The sequence below is a fragment of the Candidatus Hydrogenedentota bacterium genome (assembly GCA_019637335.1).
GTDB lineage: Bacteria > Hydrogenedentota > Hydrogenedentia > Hydrogenedentales > JAEUWI01 > JAEUWI01.
The window spans coordinates 45,314-63,472 of the sequence record JAHBVV010000002.1 but is presented as its reverse complement, the minus strand read 5'-3'; the positions used below and the strand labels follow the sequence as shown (position 1 = coordinate 63,472).

Sequence of the window (18,159 nt, the reverse complement as noted above, 5' to 3'; positions counted from 1 at the left end):
TGCTGTCAACTGTCAACTGTCAACTGTCAACTGTCAACTGTCAACTGTCAACTGTCAACTGTCAACTGTCAACTGTCAACTGTCAAATACCCCCGCCCCCCTCCGGGTGTGCCACGGCCAAGCGGCGCGGCCCCAGCCGCGCGGTAGCTTGACCGTGCCCTATAGCCTCCAGCCTAAAGCCTAAAGCCTAAAAAAACAGCAACGCCCCATCCCAATTAATAGGTGATTGACGGGGAACTTCGATCGCGTTTGCCACCTCGTCCCCTTACAACGTTCAGACGCGGGCTCTGTACTGGCGGATTACCACTGGGCGTATGCCGGCTATTCCGCACCACGATACTGCCAGACACCCCCGCGCGTCGATTGTCTGACCCAAGGTTAAAACCGCCAATCACCCGCATAAGTCCGGCGCCGGACAACCTTCTATAACCACAACTGCAATGTAGGATAGCCGTCCCGGCTGTCCACGGATTGCAACGCAATCCACCCCAGCCGCGAAAGCGCCCCACCCCCCCAAATCGCGGGCGCCGCCAGGGGGACTGGCTCCCGCGACGCAAACCACCCCAGCCGCGAAAGCGCCCCACCCCCCCCAAATCGCGGGCGCCGCCAGGGGGACTGGCTCCCGCGACGCCAACCACCCCAGCCGCGAAAGCGCCCCACTCCTTCAAATCAAGTGGGCGCTGCCAGGGGACTGGCCCTTTATCAAAACCACCCCAGCCGCGAAAGCGCCCCAAACCACCCCAGAATCGCGGGTGCCTGTACCCGCAGAAAAACGTCCCACGCGCACCCGCCCCAGGGACTGCGGCGCCCCATCACCCCGGGTACCAACAGCCCACACGCGACCCAAAGCGAGCCCAACCAACCCACAACACCGCCAACCGGCGCGGCTGTCCCGTCGCCCCCAAGGGGACTGGAGCCCGCGACAAAAACCACCCACGCCGCGAAAGCGCCCCAAACCACCCTCAACTCGCGGGGGACTGTACCCGCCCCCGAGATTTCAAAGGGAGCCACGGGCGCCACGTTCAAGCTCCGCGGCTTCGCCGCGAAGGCTTGAGCGTGCGAGACTCCAGTAGAGCGCCAACAGTCAGGCGCCGTAATTCATCACCTCAGGGTGACGCGCAGCGTCATGAAAGACTGTACCCGCAGAAAAACCCAAAAATCACTCCCGCCCCGGCGCCACCCCCACACCTTCCAGCAACAGTTCCACCGCCCGCGCCACCCAACCGCTCTCCCAATGATGCCGGCAGCCATCCGTTTCCGCGTACCCGTGCGGAATCCCCAGCGCCACCATCAAATACCGCACCATTTCCATCCCATGATCGCCCTGCCGGTCCGGCATCAACACAAACCGGGGCCCGCCCTCGCGGAGCATCGCCGCGCGCGGCGCGAGAAGGCGCGGGATCGCATACCCGTCAAAATGCGCATCCGTGCCGAACACCGCAAGCATCCCAAACTGATCGGGCCGCATCTTCCCGACCGGCGCATCCCACGCCAGCGCCCGCTCAAAAAGATCCGGGTGTCGGAGCAGCAGCATGAACGCCCCATTGCCCGATTTGCTGAACCCCAGAAGATAGCGCCCGCCCCGCGAAGGCTCCGCCGGATAGTGGGCTTCCACCCACGGCAAAACCGTCTCAATGAAGTGGCTCTCCTGCCGCAATCCGGGATCGCTCGGGTGATCCCCGTACCACGGCGTTGCCGCAAACGCCGGAGCCACGCAAATTACCCCGTGCCGGTTCGCCAGATCGCCCCGCGCCGCTTCCCGTATGCCGCTGCCATACTTCTCCCCGGTTCCCGGCTCCACCGGAAGCAGGTACAACACCGGATAGCGCACATCGGGCGCCAGCACATCCGGCGCGACCACCTCGATCGCCACGGGACCCGGCTGGTGCGGGCCCTCAACCATATGCACCGCCACCACCGGCTCCCCGGCCCGCGCCGCGCCCCCGATCACCGCCGCAAGCAACAGCACCGCCGCCCGCGCATCACGCATCGAGCATTTCCCGCATCCGCTCCAGCAATTGCTGCGTGCGGTACGGCTTCTGGATAAACCCCGTGCCTCCGCGAAGGTCCAGCCGCTCATCCAGGCCATCCGGCGCGTAGCCGCTCATGTACAGCACACGCATCTCCGGATCCATCGCGCGGATCGCGGCGCACGCCTCGCGGCCGCCCATCTCCGGCATCACAACATCAAAAAGCAGGAGGTCAATCGCCTCCCGGTGCGCCTCAAACAGCGACACCGCTTCCCGGCCATTCGCCGCCGCAAAAACCGTATAGCCCGCGCCCCGCACCACGTTCACAATAAGCTCGCGAACCGCGTCGTCGTCCTCCGCAATCAGAATCGTTTCACGGCCGATCCCGCTGGAACGGAGCGGCTCAACCGTGCGCGGGCGCGGCGCGTGGTCCACCTGGGGAAGGTATACGCGGAACGTGCTGCCCGCGCCCTCACCGCTCGCGATCCCGATCGCCCCATGGTGCTGCCGGACAATCCCGTCCGCCATCGCCAGCCCCAGCCCCGTGCCCTGCCCGAACTCCTTGGTCGTGAAGAACGGCTCAAATATCCGCTCCCGATCCGCCTCCGAAATACCCCGGCCCGTATCCGATACCCGAAGCACGACATAACGGCCCGGAGCCAGATCCCGGTATTCCCCGAGTTCCGCCGCCTTCAACTCCACACACTCCGTCGCGATCGTCAGGTCGCCCCCCGAAGGCATCGCATCCCGCGCGTTGAGACACAGGTTCATCAGCACCTGCTCGATCTGGCCCGGATCCGCGTGGACGGTCCCGACCTCCGGACCCGGCTCAAACTTGATCCGGACACTCTCGGGAATCACCCGCACAAGCAGCCGCAAAAAATCGCCCGCCAGCGCGTTCAAATCGAGGTACTCCGGAGCCATCACCTGCTGCCGGCTGTAGGCCAGCAACTGCCGCGTCAGCATCGCCGCCCGCTCCGAAGCGCGCCGCACTTCCCCCGCCTGCATCTGCTCCTCCGAATCGGGCGGGAGCGATTTCAGAAGCAGATCCGCATGCGCGCTGATCACCTGAAGCAGGTTGTTGAAATTATGCGCGATACCGCCCGCAAGCTGCCCCACCGCCTCCATCTTCTGCGCCTGGCGAAGCTGCCGCTCCGCCTGATCCCGCTGTTCGATCGTGCGGATGAGGTGATTTCGGTCCCGCGCCATCTCCGCCAGGTAATGGCGCGACGAATCCAGGCTCTCCTCAAGGCTCCGGAGCAGTTGCGCGAGGAAGGTGATCGAGATGGTCGAAAGAAATATCAGGCAGGCCAGATCCGGAAGACAATCGCGGTGGACATGCGTAAGAAAGCTGGGCCACGCATCCCCCGCGGCGCGGCTGACCTCATAGTAATACGATATCCCGCACAGGCTCCCGATGGCGAAAAGCGTAACGCCCGCGGCGGCCCGCGCGCCCAGAAGAATCGCGGTGAACACTACGAGCGCATAGTAAAAAACCGTGCCCGTACTCTCGATTCCGTAAAACAGAACCTCGTGCGTGCCAACCGCATACATCATTGCCAGCGCAACGCTGCACCGCCATCGGTACGGAAGATACCGTGGAGCCAGGCAGACCAGCACAAACACGTATGAAACCGCATAAAAAATCGCCGCCCGGTAGCGGCCGTTCATGGCGTCGTCCAGCGACACAACAAACACAATTAGCCCGCCCATCACGCCCCAGGCCCAGATAATGTGCTCAAGTACGCGAAGCCGGATCGACGGCAGGTCGGGCGTCTCCGCGCGCGTGGATTCTTGGGGCTTCATCGGGGCGGGCCCAACCTGCGGGAGGGCGAGGCGAAATACGGCATGGTGCGGAACGGTCCTCGGGCGCGGTTCGGCCCTGAACGGTACACAGGGCCACCGGCGCGTCATTACTGGTGGTCACGGCGGTGCGGATCTGAATGGCGCGGATAGAGCGTTCCCCCCATACATCCATCGCCCGCCCAAGTATGCCATGTAAGACACTCGCGATGCGACCTCAAGAAAGACGAAAACCCTACTCCGGAAACCAGAGCTGCGGATCCGCAACCCGCGTGAAGCTCGACCCGAGAAATCCCAGGATCGCGTCGGCCACCGGAGCAAGCTGGTGATCCAGATAGTGCGCGTAGTCGATCGGGCTATCGCGCAATTGCGAAGGCTCCGGACCGTGCACCGTGATCACATAGTGCACCACGCTCCCCGAAAACCCCGGGATCTTCCGCGCCGCCTGCACCTGCGGCGGGACGTTTCGCGTGTATTCCTCAAGGCCCTTCCGCAGGCGCTTGCGGTACACCAGCTCGCCGTCCAGACGTCCCGCCAGCAAATCCCGCGCCGTCCGGTAAACGTAGTCCTCCCACGGCTCCCCGAGAAACACCTTCCGGTAAAGCGCCCGCTGAAAGTTCCGCGCCAGCGGCGTCCAGTCGGACCGCACGCTCTCCAGCCCGCGAAACGTCACATCCAGCGTCCCGTCCGAAGCCCGCCGCAGCCCCGCGTACCGCTTCTTCGTCCCCTCGCTCGATCCCCGGATCGTCGGCATCAGGAATTTCAGGTAGCACGTCTCGAATTCCAGCTCCAGGAACGACGGAACCCGAAACTCCCGCGCGATAATCTCCCGCCACCAGGCGTTAATCGCCGGCGCCAGTTCGCGCCCCCGCGCCAGTGCCGACGCCTCGCTGTAGCCGCCGCCAAGCGCCACGAACAGGCTGTCCGTATCCCCATAGATCACCGGGTGGCCCTCCTGTTCAATGCGATCGCGCGTCCGGAGCATAATCTCGTGGCTCCGCCGCGTAATCGAGGCCGCCAGCTTCGGATCGTAGAAGCGGCAGGCCGGCGTCCCCAGCACACCGTAAAACGCGTTCATCAGGATCTTCGTCGCCAGGTTCAGCGAATGGTCGCCCCGGCGCTTCGCCTCCTCCCGCGCCGACCAGAGCGTCTCGATTAGCCCGCCCAGGATCGTCTCCTCGCGCGAAAAGGATCCCCCGTGGAAGCCCGGAAGCGGATCCGGGCCCGGCTGCCGCAGCGCAAGCGGATCGATGTGAAAGGTCCGGATGATGCTCGGGTACAGGCTCTTGAAATCGAACACCAGCACGTTGTCAAAAAGGCCCGGCGTCGAATCCAGCACGTAGCCGCCCGGATTCGGATTCGCCTCCGGGTGCGGCTGCACATCCGGCGCCACATAACCCCGCCGGTGCAGGCGCGGCAGGTACTGGTATTCAAACGCCGCGATCGATCCCGGCATCCGGTCCAGCGCCAGCCCCGTGAGCGCCGCCCGCGTCGCCAGGAACGGGATCAGCCCCGTGTGCGCGAACAGATCAAGCACCAGGTCGCAATCCTCGAGGTTGTAGGCCGCCAGCGCCGCCGGATCGCATTCATACAGCCGCGTGATCTCCGCCGCCCGGTCCGTTTCCGGCCCGATGAGCTTGCCGCGGCCCAGCAGCGCCTGCCCAACCGCCTCCAGGCTGAAGTCCTCGAAATGGTAGCCCGCGGTCCGCAATGCCGGGATCCCGTCGATCGCCACCCGCCCCGGAATGTCCGCACGGGCCGGCTGCCGCGCCCGCTGCCCGGGATACACGCGCGCGTGTGCGCCATCGCGCCCCAGCGCGAACGCCAATCCAATCCGCTTGCAACGGTCCGCCAGAAAGCGCAGGTCGAACGCCACCACATTCCACCCCGCAATCAAATCCGGATCCGCCCAGGCCATCCAATCGAGCCACGCCCGGATAGCGGCGCGCTCGTCCGGCAGGAATCGGAGCGCGCCCGCATCCGGCCCCGAACCCACCAGGAACACCGCCGATTCGTCCCCGCAGCGAACCGCAATCGAATACAGCGCCCCGTCCAGACCTTCGGTTTCAATGTCCAGCGACGCCACCCGGAATGCCGGAGTTTCCTGGGGCGCCGCCTCTATCGCGGGATTGACATACAGCCGGTATCCGGTCCGCGCGATGGGTTCGCCCGTGATCCGAACCGGCCCCGTAATGAAGCGCTCCATGAGAAACCGGTCCGCCGGGCGAATGTCACTTTCGCACGCCAGGCCCGTGTCCCGCAAGGCCTCCCGCGCGCGCCGCAACGCCCGGATCGACCGAAAATACAGCCCGTCCACCGGGCGGCCATCCAAGGTGCGAAGGGCCAGCGGGCTGCGGCGCCCCCCCGGGACCTCCACATCGCGCGGCGCAAAGAAAACCGCTTCCTGCCCCGTAAACTCCAGCAGCACCGGCCCGCCCGCGCTCGTCGCCCAATACCGCAAGATGATGCCGCGCGGCGCGTCAATCTCCTCGCGCGTCAGAATAAAGGCCGTACATGGGGGGGAACTCATGCGCGACATTGTGCCCCAACGCCCGCACCCGCCGCCACGGCGGGTGTCCAGGCTGTATTCAGCGCCGAAAGGCGCAAATGTAGGATAGCCGTCCCGGCTGTCCACCGCGCCAACGGCGCGCAAGGATCCCGGGCACTCCGCGGCGGCACAAGCCCAATCCTCCAACAGCCCCTCAAACGAGCGGCGTCAAAGGAGGTTGGGCATCCTTGCCTGACCCAACACCCGCCATACGCCAACACGACCGGGACATTGGCCGAAAAAAAGCGCAATCCCAACACCGCGCGCCTCACGATCACGCCCCCTTACCTCGCCCCCACGCGCCTCTGGCTTTGCCGCGTTTTTTTGTTTTCCAGCACTTTTGATACACTACCGCGTCGTGCATCGCGCGCCGCGTGATCGGGTGTTGCAGGCCACCCGACGCAGCCATACCGCCCACCTGTTCAGCAGTCCCGATAGCCGTCCTATTACCCCGGAGAAATCGAATGAACGCCCTCGATCTCAACCAGAACGACGAGTACCCCTGTTCCAACGGCAGCCAGGATAGCGGCGGACAATCGCGGCTGAAAGCGTTCATAAACAGCCCGCTGTTCGGCCGGATCATCCTCGGCGTTATCCTGCTGAACGCGATGTTGATCGGGGCCTCCACCTACCACCGGCTGCCGGTATTCAAGGCCATCGAATGGGTTTGTATCTGGATATTTGTCGCCGAACTGGCCCTCAAATTCTACGCCCGTAAGGGCCTGCGAGAATTCTTCACCAGCGGATGGAACATTTTCGACATAATCGTCGTCGGTTCGGCCTTCCTGCCCAATATTTCCACCTTCGCCACACTGCTCCGCGTGCTCCGCGTATTTCGGGTGCTCCGCCTCGTGGACGGCCTCGCGGAACTGCGCCTCATCGTATCGGTGTTGATCCGTTCCCTCTCCTCCATGCTCTATATCGCCGTGCTGATGTCCATCTGCTTCTACCTCTACGCCGTCCTCGGCGTCGAGCTCTTCGGCAAGGGACAGCCCATGGAGTACGGCACCCTGCACGAAGCATTTTTCTCCCTGTTTCGTTCGCTCACCTGCGAAGACTGGACCGACCTGCGCTACGACGGGCTTCCGCACGGCAATTACTGGATAGTCACCGTATACCACGTTTCCTGGATCATGCTCAGCACCTTCCTGCTCATCAACCTCGTCGTTGGCGCGGTCCTGAACAACTATCAGGAAGTGCACAACCAGGAACTCAAGCGGCACGGCGGCGAGGGCGAGTCCGAATCCCTCGACGCCCGGATCGCCCGGTTGAGCAAGGAGCTTAATCTGCTGCTGGAGGAAAAACTGAGCCAGACGCCACCCCCGGCAGCTTCCTGATAAAGATGTTCCGGTACCAGACGGCCCCGCCGTGGTCTTGCAGCATGAGAAGCCCCTCGCCCGGCAATTCCGCGAACGGGATCTCGAATTTGCCCAGCGGCTCGGTCATTTGCGAGAGATCGGCCTGCACCACAAGCCACCCGTTGTGCCGCACCGTCACATGAGGGCCCGCCACCCGGATGTCGAAGCTGTTCCATTCGCCCGCCGGGCGCGCCAGGTTGAACATCGGCGTAACCACGTCGTAGATCCCGCCCGCGCCGCGTTTGTGCGGCGCGGACCCGAAATCATCCAGCACCTGGACCTCAAAACCGCGATGCACCGGATCGTTGGGCTGCGCGCGCAGAAACACCCCGCTGTTCGCGCGCCGGGCCACCCTGTATTCGAGGTGAAGTTCGAAATCGGCGAGGCGTTCCGTCTCCCAGGCGACATAACGCAACGGGTAGAAGCTCTTGCCGAAAATGTGCAGCGTTCCATCCTGGATCTCAAAAATGGTCGCGTCATCCGTGATATTGCGCCAGCCGCCCGCGTGCGCCGCGTCCAGGAGATTGAGCCAGCCCTCCCCGGCCGGCGGCGCCGTGGGAACGCCCTCCGGGACCGGCCCGCCGGACGGGAGCACCCGCCAGAGAAAAAGGGCGCCAAGCGCCAAACCCGTTATTGCGGCCGCGGCGGCCCAGCGTCCGCGATGGCGGTCATGCTTCATGAATATATCCCTCCGCTGCGCGTCCAGATCGTCAGCCGGAAGGATAGCACAGCCCGGAAGCCCGGTGTGTTGGAACCTTCTTGGCGAATTCGGCCTTTAATATCGGGCGGAATTTGGCCTCGCGGACGCCGTCTTGTAAGAAATCGCGCGGAGCCCTATAATGTAGGTCGTCGGCGGAAAGCGGTCGCCGGCGGCTACGTGAACCCGAGGATGGTAATTTCATGGCGGTACTGGTAGTTCTGGCGTCTTTGCTGGGCGCCCCCGGCGAGCAGATTGTAACCGGCATTACGGACAGCGCGATCACGACCCAGATTAACGGGCTGTACCTGCTGAACGAGCATCTCAACCCGTTCAATATCATCACCACGACGAACAACGGCCACGTGATGCTCAGCGGAAGCGTGAACGACGAGATCCAGAAGCAGCTGGCCGAGGATCTGGCGCTCGGCGTCCGCGGCGTGGTGTTCGTTGACAACCGGCTGGTCGTGATTAACACGGTTATCGGCGAAAAGGAACGGCGGACCTGGCGCGAGCGGGCGGCCGATCGCGCCCTGTCCGCCGCGGTGAAATCGAGAATGCTGCTGGAGGGCGAGTTCAAGGGCCTGCGGATCGGCATTACCGCGATCAACAGTGTGATTACCCTCTCCGGCGTCGTGCCAACCGAAGCGCACGCCGAGGCGATGGTCCGTGTTGCCGAGGAAACACGCGGCGTGGCCGATGTAGTCAACAACCTGACCGTTCACAAGAAAGAGGAAGCCTACGATATCGTGCGCGGCACGGGAAGAAACATCGCCGACGAGTGGATCGAATCCCGGGTCGCCACCACGATACGCCTGAACCGCCATCTGAGCATTCGCGAGTTGCGCGTGGAGGTGGACGACGGGATCTGCTTCCTCAACGGCAGTGTCAACTCCGAGGAAAAAAAGGAATTGGCGGGCCAGATTGCGGACAGCATCCGCGGCGTGGTCGAAGTCCGAAACAACATCATTGTTCGCGAAGGCGGGGAAGTGGTGGAGCCGGAAACCGATTGGGACGATCCCGTCGGCCGGGGCGCGCCGGAGCCCGCGATTGTGGGTTCGGAGCCGCTTGAGGATGATTTTCTGACTGGGTCCACGCCTGGCGTGGAAAAGCGGCCGCTCGCGGATCCCTGATTCGGCCGGCCGGCGGGTAGCGCCATGTCGTCCAAGAACACCCTCATCGTTGTTTCCATTCTGGTCGGCTCGATCCTCGTCATCCTGATCGTAGCCTATCTGCGGGACAGCGGATTCACGGATTTCGACCAGGGCCAGCGATTCACCGCGAAACCCGGAACGACCCGCGAAAACGCCATCCTGCTGACCAGCAGCAAGCGCCCCACCACGGCCGATCCCGAGGGTGGCATTGCGCAACGCGCGGAGGACCGGGAATCGGGCGGCCCGCTTGACGTGAAATCCCTGTCGGGCCCGGACGGTGACCCCGTGCGCGGCGGGCCCGCGGGAGAGACCGCCCGGGCGGCCCTCAACAGCCTATCCGCCGAGGCCGGCCTCGCGATGATCGAGCAGGCGCTGGCCGAGCCCGCGACGCCCGATCAGCAGGCGATACTCCTCGAGGCGCAGGGGCAGCTCTACGCGCAGCTCGCCGAACCGGACTACGAGCGCGCAATGGAAAGCCTCGATCGGGCGGCCTCGCTCGCACCGGAACCCGTCCTGGCCGCCGAGATCAAAGTCACGGCGGCGCAAGTGCTCGTGCAGGCCGGGCGCGACGAGGAAGCCCGGGATCGGCTGGCCGATCTGCTGGACAGCCAGCCACCGATGGGCGCGGCGGCCCTCAAGCTGCAACTGTTGCTGGGCCAGGTTCAGGAGCGCACCGGGGATCTGGCCGCGGCCGAGCGAACGTTCAACGATGTCCTCGGGGCGGTGCGCGGGCAGGCGGGCGATATGGACGCCGAGAGCGCGGAGGCCCTGGTGCGGCTGGCGGCGCTCCGGCTTACCGCGCTGTACCGAAAGCAGGATCGCGGCGCCGAGGCCGAGGCCCTCACCAACGATTTGAAGCGGCGTCTCAACCGGGTCGAGCCGCTGTAACGCGCCCGGGAGAGCGCCCCCGCGGATCGTTTTCAGAAGTCGGCCTGCGCGGCGCGGGGACGCAACAGGTACAACGTCCGGCCGCACTCCAGCGCCAGCGTGCTCCGGCCCGAACCCTCCAGATCGATTTCGAAATGGATCCGTTCCACCGGCGCGGGAAAGCGGCGTTTGAACCGCGGGCCGCCCCGGAAGGCGCCGTCTTCCGACGTCCAGACCGAAAGCGTGTCGCTCGCCGTAAGGCACCCGAAATCCGTGGCGCCGTCGCCGTCAAAATCGCGCAGGATCACGTCGCGCAGCGGCCCGAATCGCGACGGCGCCAGCCACCAGGCGATGGGCGCGTCGATCGTGATGTGTCCCGAGGGCGTGGGGGAGTAGCGCTGTTTCTCCGGAAGGTAGCGGTGGGCCGTGACGCGGATGGGCCAGGTGCGCTCGCTGGCGGCACGCGCCAGGGAATCCGCCGAAATCCCCGGTGTCTTCGCCTTCCAGAGCAGGATATCCGTGAAGCCATCGCCATCGATGTCAACCGTGCTGTCCTCGCGGATCAAGAGGGTTCCCGGGTAGCGCCGGGCCGGCCCGACTCGCACTTCCCCGGACGCCGCGTTTGCGGTGCGTATGCGAATGGTGGACGTGTCCCCGGTGACGCCCGACCCGCTGTAAAGCGCGCGGTGCTCGTCGCCCGAATCCGCTGTTCCCACGGAAAACCACGGCCACTGTTCCGGGGGCCGCGCGCCGGCTTCCGATACCTGCCGTGGCGTTCCCACCCGCATATCCGGCGTATCAAACTCCCGGATGGCCCCGTCGCCGCGCTCTGGAGCCCGGAAGGCCACCGCGCTGCTTACCCGGATTTCCAGTGCGTCCGGCGGGCCGGCCTGTGCATGCTGGCTGGACCAGTAACTGAAGGGACGCCCCAATCCGAAACGCTGCGGCTGGTCCAGATCGATCGGGTACGACTCTTCCAGCACCCCGGATGGGCTCCGGATTTCCAGTGTGCCGGAGCGCGGCAGGGCAATGCGCGGCGCATGTTCGAGATCGACCGCGAGCACGCTGGGAAAAGGCGCGCCGGCGGAGTGGCTGTATTGGTTCTCCAGGCGAAACAATTCGCGCGGCGGATCCGCGCCGCCGGCCCCAAGCGCAATGGCCAGCACGGCGTCGCCGCGGACGGCCAGCAGGTCCGCCACGCCGTCCAGGTCAATGTCGGCCACGTCTATCGGGCCGGCGCCCGGCGGCAGATCGATCTCGAAGAGGGGTTCGGCGAGGCCCGCCCGATATGCGCGAAGCCGGTGGCCATCGAGCACAAGCACCTCGGCGGTGCCGTCGAGATTGGTGTCCGCCGGGAAGCACAGCGAAGCCCCCGGGGTCCAGGGGATCGCCTGGACGTCGAAGAGCCCGCAACTCGCCAGGCCCGCCCAGATCAGCAGCGCGGCCGTCATGGCGGCGCCGGCCCGGTGAAGTACGCGACCACCTCCGGCGCCTCGCCCGATCCCGGATCGGGTTCCCAGGACACGAGCACGTCGGCTCGCCCGTTACCGTTGATATCCGCCACCGAAAAGTCGCCGTGCTCCGGGATGGCGATCGTGGCGGCCGCGTTGGTGTGAAAGCCCTCCCAACCCCGCGCCAGAAACACCTCCAGCGACGTGGCGGAGGTGCGCGCGGCGAGATCGAGACAGCCGTCCCCGTTGAAGTCGCCGGTGATATTCACAATCTGGCCCGCGCGGTAACGATCGAGCATCTTTCCGCCCGATATCGGGGGGGCCCCAAGTTCGATGGTGACCGCGTGGGTTAACACGGGGCCGCCGGAAAAGGAACCCGCATCCTGGCGGCGAATATGGACCAGGTGTTGCAGCCGCGACTCGGTCAGATAGCGGTTGAACGTCTCGCGGGCCCCCCGCGCATAGAAGGGCGTGGACTCCGTGACAAGATCCATCGCGCCATCCCCATCGAAATCCACAAAACTGCACAGCGGCCGCGCGTGTTGAAACGCCGGGGCCCGCTCAATGTGAAAGGTTTCCCCGCCGTCCGTGCTTGCCCACGTCTCGTATATGGGGATCGGCACGGCGGAACCGCCCGAAACGTCCCAGCGCCCCCCCGCATAATCCGGAACCGTGTCCTGGTTCAAATAGCACGGGCGCACGTGCGGGGGCAGCGTGCCCGAGGTGGAGGAAGTGCGCCGGCCGGCGGTGTAGCCGCCTTCCGGCCCCGGCTCGATCTGGATACGTTCGCGGCGATACTGCCGGTAGCCGCTCCGTTCCGGTGTTGCGGAGAGCACGTCAATAACGGAGCCGGCAATCAGCAGCCGGCAAGAGAGCGACTCGTCCGGCAAAACAATGCGGCGCGCCGTCTCGGGCCAAATGGCCTGCGTGGCGGAGGGCGCGGGCGTGGCGGCGGGCAAGACGGGCAGCAGGCCGGCGGGTTCGTAGCGATCGCCGCGCCGCTGAAATACATGCACCCCCGTGCTGTCCAGGTCCACGAGTTCCGGAATTCCATCCCCGTCGAGGTCGTGCGCGAAGCGCCGGAAGAGCCGCCGGGATGGGCCCGGCGGACCGGCGGCCGGCGGGTGCACGCCGGGCCAGTCCAGGGGCTGGTCGATGGACTCGCGCCAGCCCTCGTCCGCCCACGTGTAAACGAACAGGTGGTTGGGCGTGCGAAGGAACACTTCCCGGCCCGCCACATCGGCTTCGCCCTCGCTCGCGCTGCCGGGCCACGCGCGCCGGAGTTCCTCGGGATAGCGCCCGCGCTCCTGAAACCAGATGGCGCCCGGGAGAATGATCTCCACCTCGCCGTCGCCATCGAGATCCGCGTGCAGGAAGTTCGTGGCGGGACGGCCCGTGAACGGGGTGGGCGGGCCGATGCGAATCCCCGGGAGCGGCTGATCGTGAAACGTGATCGGCCCGGCGGCAAGGAGGGCGTACACGATCAACATGAGCCGAGGTTCCGCCGGTTGAAGATATACAAAGAGAGGGCCGCGGAGGCCGCGATGACCGGAGCCGAGCTCAGCGCGCACTGCCAGGCCATGGGAAACCACGGGTATTCCAGGGCGTCGCCGCGGTGCGCGAAGACCTGCCAGGGGGCGTCCAGGTAGGTCGTAAACACAAAAGGCGCGATACCCAGCGGATACTTGACGAGGTCGATCGCGATCCAGGTCCCCAGGCTCAGGCTGACCGCCGTTCCCGTCCCCCGGGCGGCGGTGGAAAACAGGATGGCCAGGCTTGCCCCCGCCCACTGCGGCAAGAGCGACAGCAGCGCGCCCCCGGCATAGGCGGCGATCATCGCGTCGCCGGTATAAACCAACTCGCCTCCCAGGTGCACCCCGAGAAGGTCGCCCCGGAGCGCCGCCACGCCCCAACTCGCCGCGCCGGTGAGGGCCGTCAGCAAGGCCGCGTAACTGAAGGCGGTCAGGAGCTTCGCCACGATGAACTCGCTCCGGCGCACCGGCCGCACGAGGACGCCCCGGGCCACGCCCCGCTCGGTCTCGGAAACGACCAGCGCCGCGCTGAAGGCCAGCAGCATCAGGTAACCGAGTAGATTCAGGCTCAGCGGGGTAACATAGGCGATGAAGCTGTAGTCGCCCGTCCCGTCTCGCGTGATGGGATGCACCAGCGGCGCAAGCAGGATGACCGCGACCAGCAATCCGGGGCCAATCCAGGACTGGCGGCGCCGGAAGGCTTTCATGATCTCCAGCCGGTACAGTAGCGCTATGCGGCCTGCAATGGACACGTCGTCTCCCGTCCAGGTATCGCCATCAGGAGTTGAGCACCTTCAGGAAGTAATCCTGCAGGGTTCGCCGCCGGGGGATGACCCCGGACACCTGGTAGCCCGCGTGGAGCAGAAAGCTGTTCAGTTGATGTACGTTTTCATCCCGCAGGTGCACGTGAAGCCGCCCCTGGCGGGAGGCCGCCGAGACGACCCATGGCTGATCCTGCAGGCGCCGCGCCGCGTTTTCCGCCCCTTCCACGAGGACTTCCACCTGCGTGCGATCATACGAGATGAGCGACGCCGTTTCTTCGCACGATACGAGACGCCCCTTGTTGATGATCGCGACGCGGCTGCAAAGCGTCTCCACCTCGTGCATGAGGTGGCTCGAGAAGAGAATCGTTACCCGCGATTCCTCCCCCAGCCGGCGCAACAGCGTTAAGATGTCCTGGGTGGCTTCCGGATCGAGGCCCGACGTCGGCTCGTCCAGAATCAGCAGTTCCGGCTCGGAGAGCATCGCCAGGGCAAGCCCCAGGCGCTGCCGGAGGCCGTGGGAGAGCGTCCCGGCCTTTTCCGACGCGTATTCCAGCATGTTGGCCAGATCCAGCGCCCGATCGAGGTTCACCTCCCGACCGCACAGGCTGGCGTGAATCTTCAGGTTGCGCCGGACGGTCAGGTATTCGTAGAACGCGGGCCGCTCCACCAGCGCGCCCATGCGGCGGGCCACGCTGACAAAGTTCCTCCGGATATCCTTCCCGAAAAGAGAAATCGTGCCCGAAGTTGGCCGTACGAGGCCGGTGAGCATATAGAGAATCGTGCTTTTTCCCGCGCCGTTCGGGCCCAGAAGACCGACGGTCTCGCCGGGCGCAATTTCCAGCGAAAAGCCGCCGACCGCGAAGTGCGGGCCGTAGAACTTCGAGACATTGTTGAACACGACACAGGGTGGCATGGGCCGAAGTCTATCATGAATGCGCGACGCGATGCAGGCCGCGATACGAGCACGGCGGGCTCGCGCCGGCGGGTGTCGGCGTCCATCCGTTCAAAGCCTCCCAATAGTTGCCATTTGGTTCCATTATGGCGCTATCTGTGCCGAATTGGCTATATACTTTTCGGGATGGCTTCGCTATAATACCTTCTTACACGGCAGCGCGCATGGAGGAATTTGGAATGTGGTTGAAGCCTTTGCGGCGTCCTGTCGCATTGCTTTTGGTGTCGGGCGTCTTTCCCCTGGTTATCGGGTGCTCTTCATCGCAGGATCCCCAGACTTTTACCCGGCTGCACCTCGAAAATGAATCTCGGGAGCCTGTGACGTTTCTCGCCATCGGCACTTCGGAAGCCGATCTCGCGACCGCCGAAAACCGTCTGTCGCAACCCTTGCCGCCCCGGGCGGTGTACTCCGCCATTGTCTCGCGCCCGGGGAATTACTGGGTGCGCGCCGAGATCGAAGCCGAGGGGTACACCATAGAGCGGATCGAAGGCCCCGTCCGGCTGGGCCGCGGCGTGCACGACTGGCGCTTTCAGCAGGTGGATGCGCGGCCGCTGTATTCCGGGCGGGAATCCGCCGGCGCCGCGTCTGCCCCGCCCGGCCCCTCCACCGTTCAAACGGCGGCGGGCCTGATATCCTTCAGGAGCAACTGAATAGCCGTCTCGCCGCGCCAGGAATTGAACTGCGGCGTGTAGGCGATGTCGACCGGCCCGGAGAGATCCTCGGTGTAGAAACGTTCGGCCATGTTGAAGCCGATGGCCTGGAAGCTGCGCCCGTCCTGCCGGAACGTGATTTTCAGATGCTGATCCTTGAGGATGCGGGCGGATGATGCGACGGCTTCGACGCCGAGGGTGCAGAAGACCGGGGCGGGGTTGCCGTGGCCGAGGGGCTCCAGTTTCGCGAGGGCGTGGAGGAGCGCCGCGTCGATTTCACTGAAGGCCGCGATGAGATCGACGTCCATGGGGGACAGGATATCGCCGGTTCCAAGCTGGGCCTGCGCTTCGGCCTCGAAGGCCTCCGCGAAGGCCTGGACGCGTTCCAGCGCAATGGTGAAACCGGCCGCCGACTGGTGGCCCCCGAATTTCACCAGGTGATCCTGGCAGCCGCGAAACGCGCGCACCATATCGAAGCCGCCATTCGCGCGCGCGGACCCGCGACCAGTCCCGTCTTCGCCTCCGGCAATGACCACGACCGGCCGGTGGTAGCGGCCCTGGAGTTTGGAGGCGACGATACCGATGACGCCGGGGTGCCAGCCTTCCCGCGCGACCACGATGCCGCGTTGCGCCGGCTGGAAACAGGCTTCCAGCTCTTCGACGGCTTCGTCGTAGATGTCCTTTTCAATGGAGCGCCGCTCGGCGTTCGCCTCGTTCAGCATGCGCGCGATTTCGGCGGCCTGGTTGGGGCATTCGGTGAGCAGGAGTTCAAGCGCCGCGAGCCCGTCGTCGAGGCGTCCCGCCGCGTTAATCCGCGGCCCGATCTGGAAGCCGATGTCCACGGAGCTGATGCCGGCGAGATCGATGCCGGCGACCTGGGCGAGCTTCGCGATGCCGTTGCGCTGGTGGCGGGCCATGTGCCTGAGGCCAAGCGCGACGATGGTCCGGTTCTCCCCCACCAGCGGCACGATATCGGCCACGGTGCCGAGGGCGGCGATGTCCAGGTCGTTCGGCGTTCCGTTCAGGGCCGTGGAGAGCTTGAAGGCGACGCCCGCGCCGCACAGGTGCCGCCCGGGGTAGTCTTCCGGCTCGCGCTGCGGGTTGATGACCGCCAGGGCGTCCGGCAGCCCGTTTTCGATGGCGTGGTGATCGGTGATAATGAGGTCGATGCCGCGGGCCCGGGCGTGGTCCGCGGCGGCGTGCGCGCTGATGCCGTTGTCGACGGTTACAATCAGTGAAACGCCCTGGGCCGCCGCCTCGTCCACGTGATCGAGGTCGATGCCGTAGCCTTCCGTAAGTCGCTTGGGCATGCCGTAGCGCACCCGGGTCAGGCCGAAACGGCGCAGGCCGTTCACGAGGATTGCGGCGCCGCTGATCCCGTCCACGTCGTAGTCGCCAAACACCAGGACCTGCTCGTCCCGATCCCGGGCCTGCGTAATGCGCTCGACGGCCTCGCGCATGCCGGTGAGGCGCATGGGATCGGTGAGCTGGGAGAGCGCGGGGCTCAGGAAGCCGCGGGCGTCATCGGGCATGCTCAGCCCGCGCTGCGCGAGCAGTTGCGCGACGATGGGCGGGATTTCGAGCGCCCGCGCGAGTTCCTGCGCGTGCGCGTTGTCCTGCGGCGCGATATTCCAGACGCGCCTGACGCCGAGCGGGTTCACAGGGCCTTTCTCGCGAGCGCCGCGATCGCGTCCACGGCCTCGTCGAAGGTCATTGACGTGGTGTCCACGCGGATTGCGTCGTCCGCCTGGCGCAACGGGGAGTCAGCGCGATTCCGGCTTTGTTCGTCGCGCTCATTAAGTTCCGCGCGCAGTTTTTCCCGGTCGGCCGCCAGGCCTTTTTCTTCCAGCTGTCGCGCGCGGCGTTCGGTGCGGGTGTCGAGCGATGCGTCGAGAAAGATCTTGCAGCGCGCCCGGGGAAAGACGACGGTGCCGATATCGCGGCCCTCGGCGACGGTCGGTTGCTGTTCGCCGAAGCGCCGCTGCAGCGCCACCAGCTGGGCCCGCACTTCCGAGTTCTGGTCGAGCTTGTAGATGAGGCGGGTTATCTCGGGGGAGCGGATGGCGTCGCTGACGTCCGCGCCATTTACGCGCACAATCTGTCCGTTGTCGGTCTCCGCCATTTCGAGGTTCATGCGGGCGGTGTGCGCGGCGATCGCGGCGGGGTCGTCCAGGTCGACGCCTTGATCGAGGGCCCACCAGGTCGCGGCCCGGTACATGGCGCCGGTGTCCAGAAAGGCGAATCCCAGGATGCGCGCGACGGCCTTGGCGGTGGTGCTTTTTCCCGCGCCGGCCGGCCCGTCGATGGCCACGATCTGCGTTGCGTCACTCATCGTGTGCTTGGGTCCCTTTCCGATGGACAATGGCGGTGCGGGAGGACCCCGCAACGGGCGCATGATATCACGCGTTCGCCG

14 protein-coding genes are annotated in these 18,159 nt (G+C 65.5%); 4 read left to right on the top strand and 10 right to left on the bottom strand.

What is annotated here, in order from left to right; translation table 11 throughout:
* Positions 1-1,159 precede the first annotated feature (1,159 nt).
* The 3 genes from KF886_03855 to KF886_03845 all read right to left on the bottom strand — a co-directional run bounded on the left by KF886_03855 (position 1,160) and on the right by KF886_03845 (position 6,303).
* Positions 1,160-1,990 carry a hypothetical protein gene (locus KF886_03855; protein MBX3176471.1) on the bottom strand — a complete coding sequence of 277 codons (831 nt, stop codon included), beginning with the start codon at positions 1,988-1,990 and terminating at the stop codon, positions 1,160-1,162.
* Complete coding sequence (locus KF886_03850; protein MBX3176470.1) at positions 1,983-3,776, bottom strand: response regulator; 1,794 nt, start codon at positions 3,774-3,776, stop codon at positions 1,983-1,985. The genes KF886_03855 and KF886_03850 overlap by 8 nt, the downstream gene beginning before the upstream one ends.
* 232 nt (positions 3,777-4,008) lie before the next feature.
* Positions 4,009-6,303 (bottom strand): DNA polymerase II, encoded by a 2,295-nt coding sequence (locus tag KF886_03845; protein MBX3176469.1) that lies wholly within the window; start codon positions 6,301-6,303, stop codon positions 4,009-4,011.
* Between the two features lie 482 nt (positions 6,304-6,785).
* On the opposite strand from KF886_03845, the gene KF886_03840 reads away from it, so the two are divergent.
* Entirely contained in the window at positions 6,786-7,658 is an 873-nt protein-coding gene (locus KF886_03840) for an ion transporter (GenBank protein ID MBX3176468.1), read from the top strand.
* On the opposite strand, the gene KF886_03835 is transcribed toward KF886_03840, so the two are convergent.
* The gene (locus KF886_03835) at positions 7,603-8,358 is read right to left on the bottom strand and encodes a DUF1080 domain-containing protein (protein MBX3176467.1); all 756 of its coding nucleotides are present in this window, start codon (positions 8,356-8,358) and stop codon (positions 7,603-7,605) included. The two genes, KF886_03840 and KF886_03835, sit on opposite strands and share 56 nt — an antisense overlap.
* 221 nt (positions 8,359-8,579) lie before the next feature.
* Here KF886_03835 and KF886_03830 point away from each other — a divergent pair, with 221 nt between their 5' ends.
* Complete coding sequence (locus KF886_03830) at positions 8,580-9,509, top strand: BON domain-containing protein (GenBank protein ID MBX3176466.1); 930 nt, start codon at positions 8,580-8,582, stop codon at positions 9,507-9,509.
* A gap of 24 nt (positions 9,510-9,533) precedes the next feature.
* Positions 9,534-10,418, top strand: a complete 885-nt coding sequence (locus KF886_03825; protein MBX3176465.1) for a hypothetical protein — start codon at positions 9,534-9,536, stop codon at positions 10,416-10,418.
* Between the two features lie 32 nt (positions 10,419-10,450).
* Here the strand turns inward: KF886_03825 and KF886_03820 are convergent, their stop codons facing one another.
* From KF886_03820 to KF886_03805, 4 genes are read right to left on the bottom strand one after another with little or no spacing between them, the layout of a single operon-like run.
* Positions 10,451-11,848, bottom strand: coding sequence for a VCBS repeat-containing protein (locus tag KF886_03820; protein MBX3176464.1), 1,398 nt, complete (start codon positions 11,846-11,848; stop codon positions 10,451-10,453).
* Positions 11,845-13,338, bottom strand: coding sequence for a VCBS repeat-containing protein (locus KF886_03815; GenBank protein ID MBX3176463.1), 1,494 nt, complete (start codon positions 13,336-13,338; stop codon positions 11,845-11,847). The genes KF886_03820 and KF886_03815 overlap by 4 nt, the downstream gene beginning before the upstream one ends.
* Positions 13,332-14,132 carry an ABC transporter permease gene (locus tag KF886_03810; GenBank protein MBX3176462.1) on the bottom strand — a complete coding sequence of 267 codons (801 nt, stop codon included), beginning with the start codon at positions 14,130-14,132 and terminating at the stop codon, positions 13,332-13,334. The genes KF886_03815 and KF886_03810 overlap by 7 nt, the downstream gene beginning before the upstream one ends.
* Before the next feature lie 25 nt (positions 14,133-14,157).
* The gene (locus KF886_03805) at positions 14,158-15,057 is read right to left on the bottom strand and encodes an ABC transporter ATP-binding protein (GenBank protein ID MBX3176461.1); all 900 of its coding nucleotides are present in this window, start codon (positions 15,055-15,057) and stop codon (positions 14,158-14,160) included.
* A 218-nt stretch (positions 15,058-15,275) separates the two neighbouring features.
* Here KF886_03805 and KF886_03800 point away from each other — a divergent pair, with 218 nt between their 5' ends.
* Complete coding sequence (locus KF886_03800) at positions 15,276-15,746, top strand: hypothetical protein (protein ID MBX3176460.1); 471 nt, start codon at positions 15,276-15,278, stop codon at positions 15,744-15,746.
* Here KF886_03800 and recJ read toward each other — a convergent pair.
* Together recJ and cmk are read right to left on the bottom strand one after the other, a co-directional pair.
* The gene (recJ, locus tag KF886_03795; protein ID MBX3176459.1) at positions 15,707-17,407 is read right to left on the bottom strand and encodes a single-stranded-DNA-specific exonuclease RecJ; all 1,701 of its coding nucleotides are present in this window, start codon (positions 17,405-17,407) and stop codon (positions 15,707-15,709) included. The genes KF886_03800 and recJ overlap by 40 nt on opposite strands.
* Positions 17,404-18,078 carry a (d)CMP kinase gene (gene cmk / locus KF886_03790; GenBank protein ID MBX3176458.1) on the bottom strand — a complete coding sequence of 225 codons (675 nt, stop codon included), beginning with the start codon at positions 18,076-18,078 and terminating at the stop codon, positions 17,404-17,406. The genes recJ and cmk overlap by 4 nt, the downstream gene beginning before the upstream one ends.
* Positions 18,079-18,159: the final 81 nt, after the last annotated feature.

Coding starts and splice junctions, on each gene's coding strand:
- KF886_03820 (MBX3176464.1), bottom strand. CDS start 11,848: ATGACGGCCGCGCTGCTGATCTGGGCGGGCCTGGCGAGTTGCGGGCTC.
- KF886_03840 (MBX3176468.1), top strand. CDS start 6,786: ATGAACGCCCTCGATCTCAACCAGAACGACGAGTACCCCTGTTCCAAC.
- cmk (MBX3176458.1), bottom strand. CDS start 18,078: ATGAGTGACGCAACGCAGATCGTGGCCATCGACGGGCCGGCCGGCGCG.
- KF886_03815 (MBX3176463.1), bottom strand. CDS start 13,338: ATGTTGATCGTGTACGCCCTCCTTGCCGCCGGGCCGATCACGTTTCAC.
- KF886_03850 (MBX3176470.1), bottom strand. CDS start 3,776: ATGAAGCCCCAAGAATCCACGCGCGCGGAGACGCCCGACCTGCCGTCG.
- KF886_03855 (MBX3176471.1), bottom strand. CDS start 1,990: ATGCGTGATGCGCGGGCGGCGGTGCTGTTGCTTGCGGCGGTGATCGGG.
- KF886_03830 (MBX3176466.1), top strand. CDS start 8,580: ATGGCGGTACTGGTAGTTCTGGCGTCTTTGCTGGGCGCCCCCGGCGAG.
- KF886_03835 (MBX3176467.1), bottom strand. CDS start 8,358: ATGAAGCATGACCGCCATCGCGGACGCTGGGCCGCCGCGGCCGCAATA.
- KF886_03800 (MBX3176460.1), top strand. CDS start 15,276: ATGTGGTTGAAGCCTTTGCGGCGTCCTGTCGCATTGCTTTTGGTGTCG.
- KF886_03805 (MBX3176461.1), bottom strand. CDS start 15,057: ATGCCACCCTGTGTCGTGTTCAACAATGTCTCGAAGTTCTACGGCCCG.
- KF886_03845 (MBX3176469.1), bottom strand. CDS start 6,303: ATGAGTTCCCCCCCATGTACGGCCTTTATTCTGACGCGCGAGGAGATT.
- KF886_03825 (MBX3176465.1), top strand. CDS start 9,534: ATGTCGTCCAAGAACACCCTCATCGTTGTTTCCATTCTGGTCGGCTCG.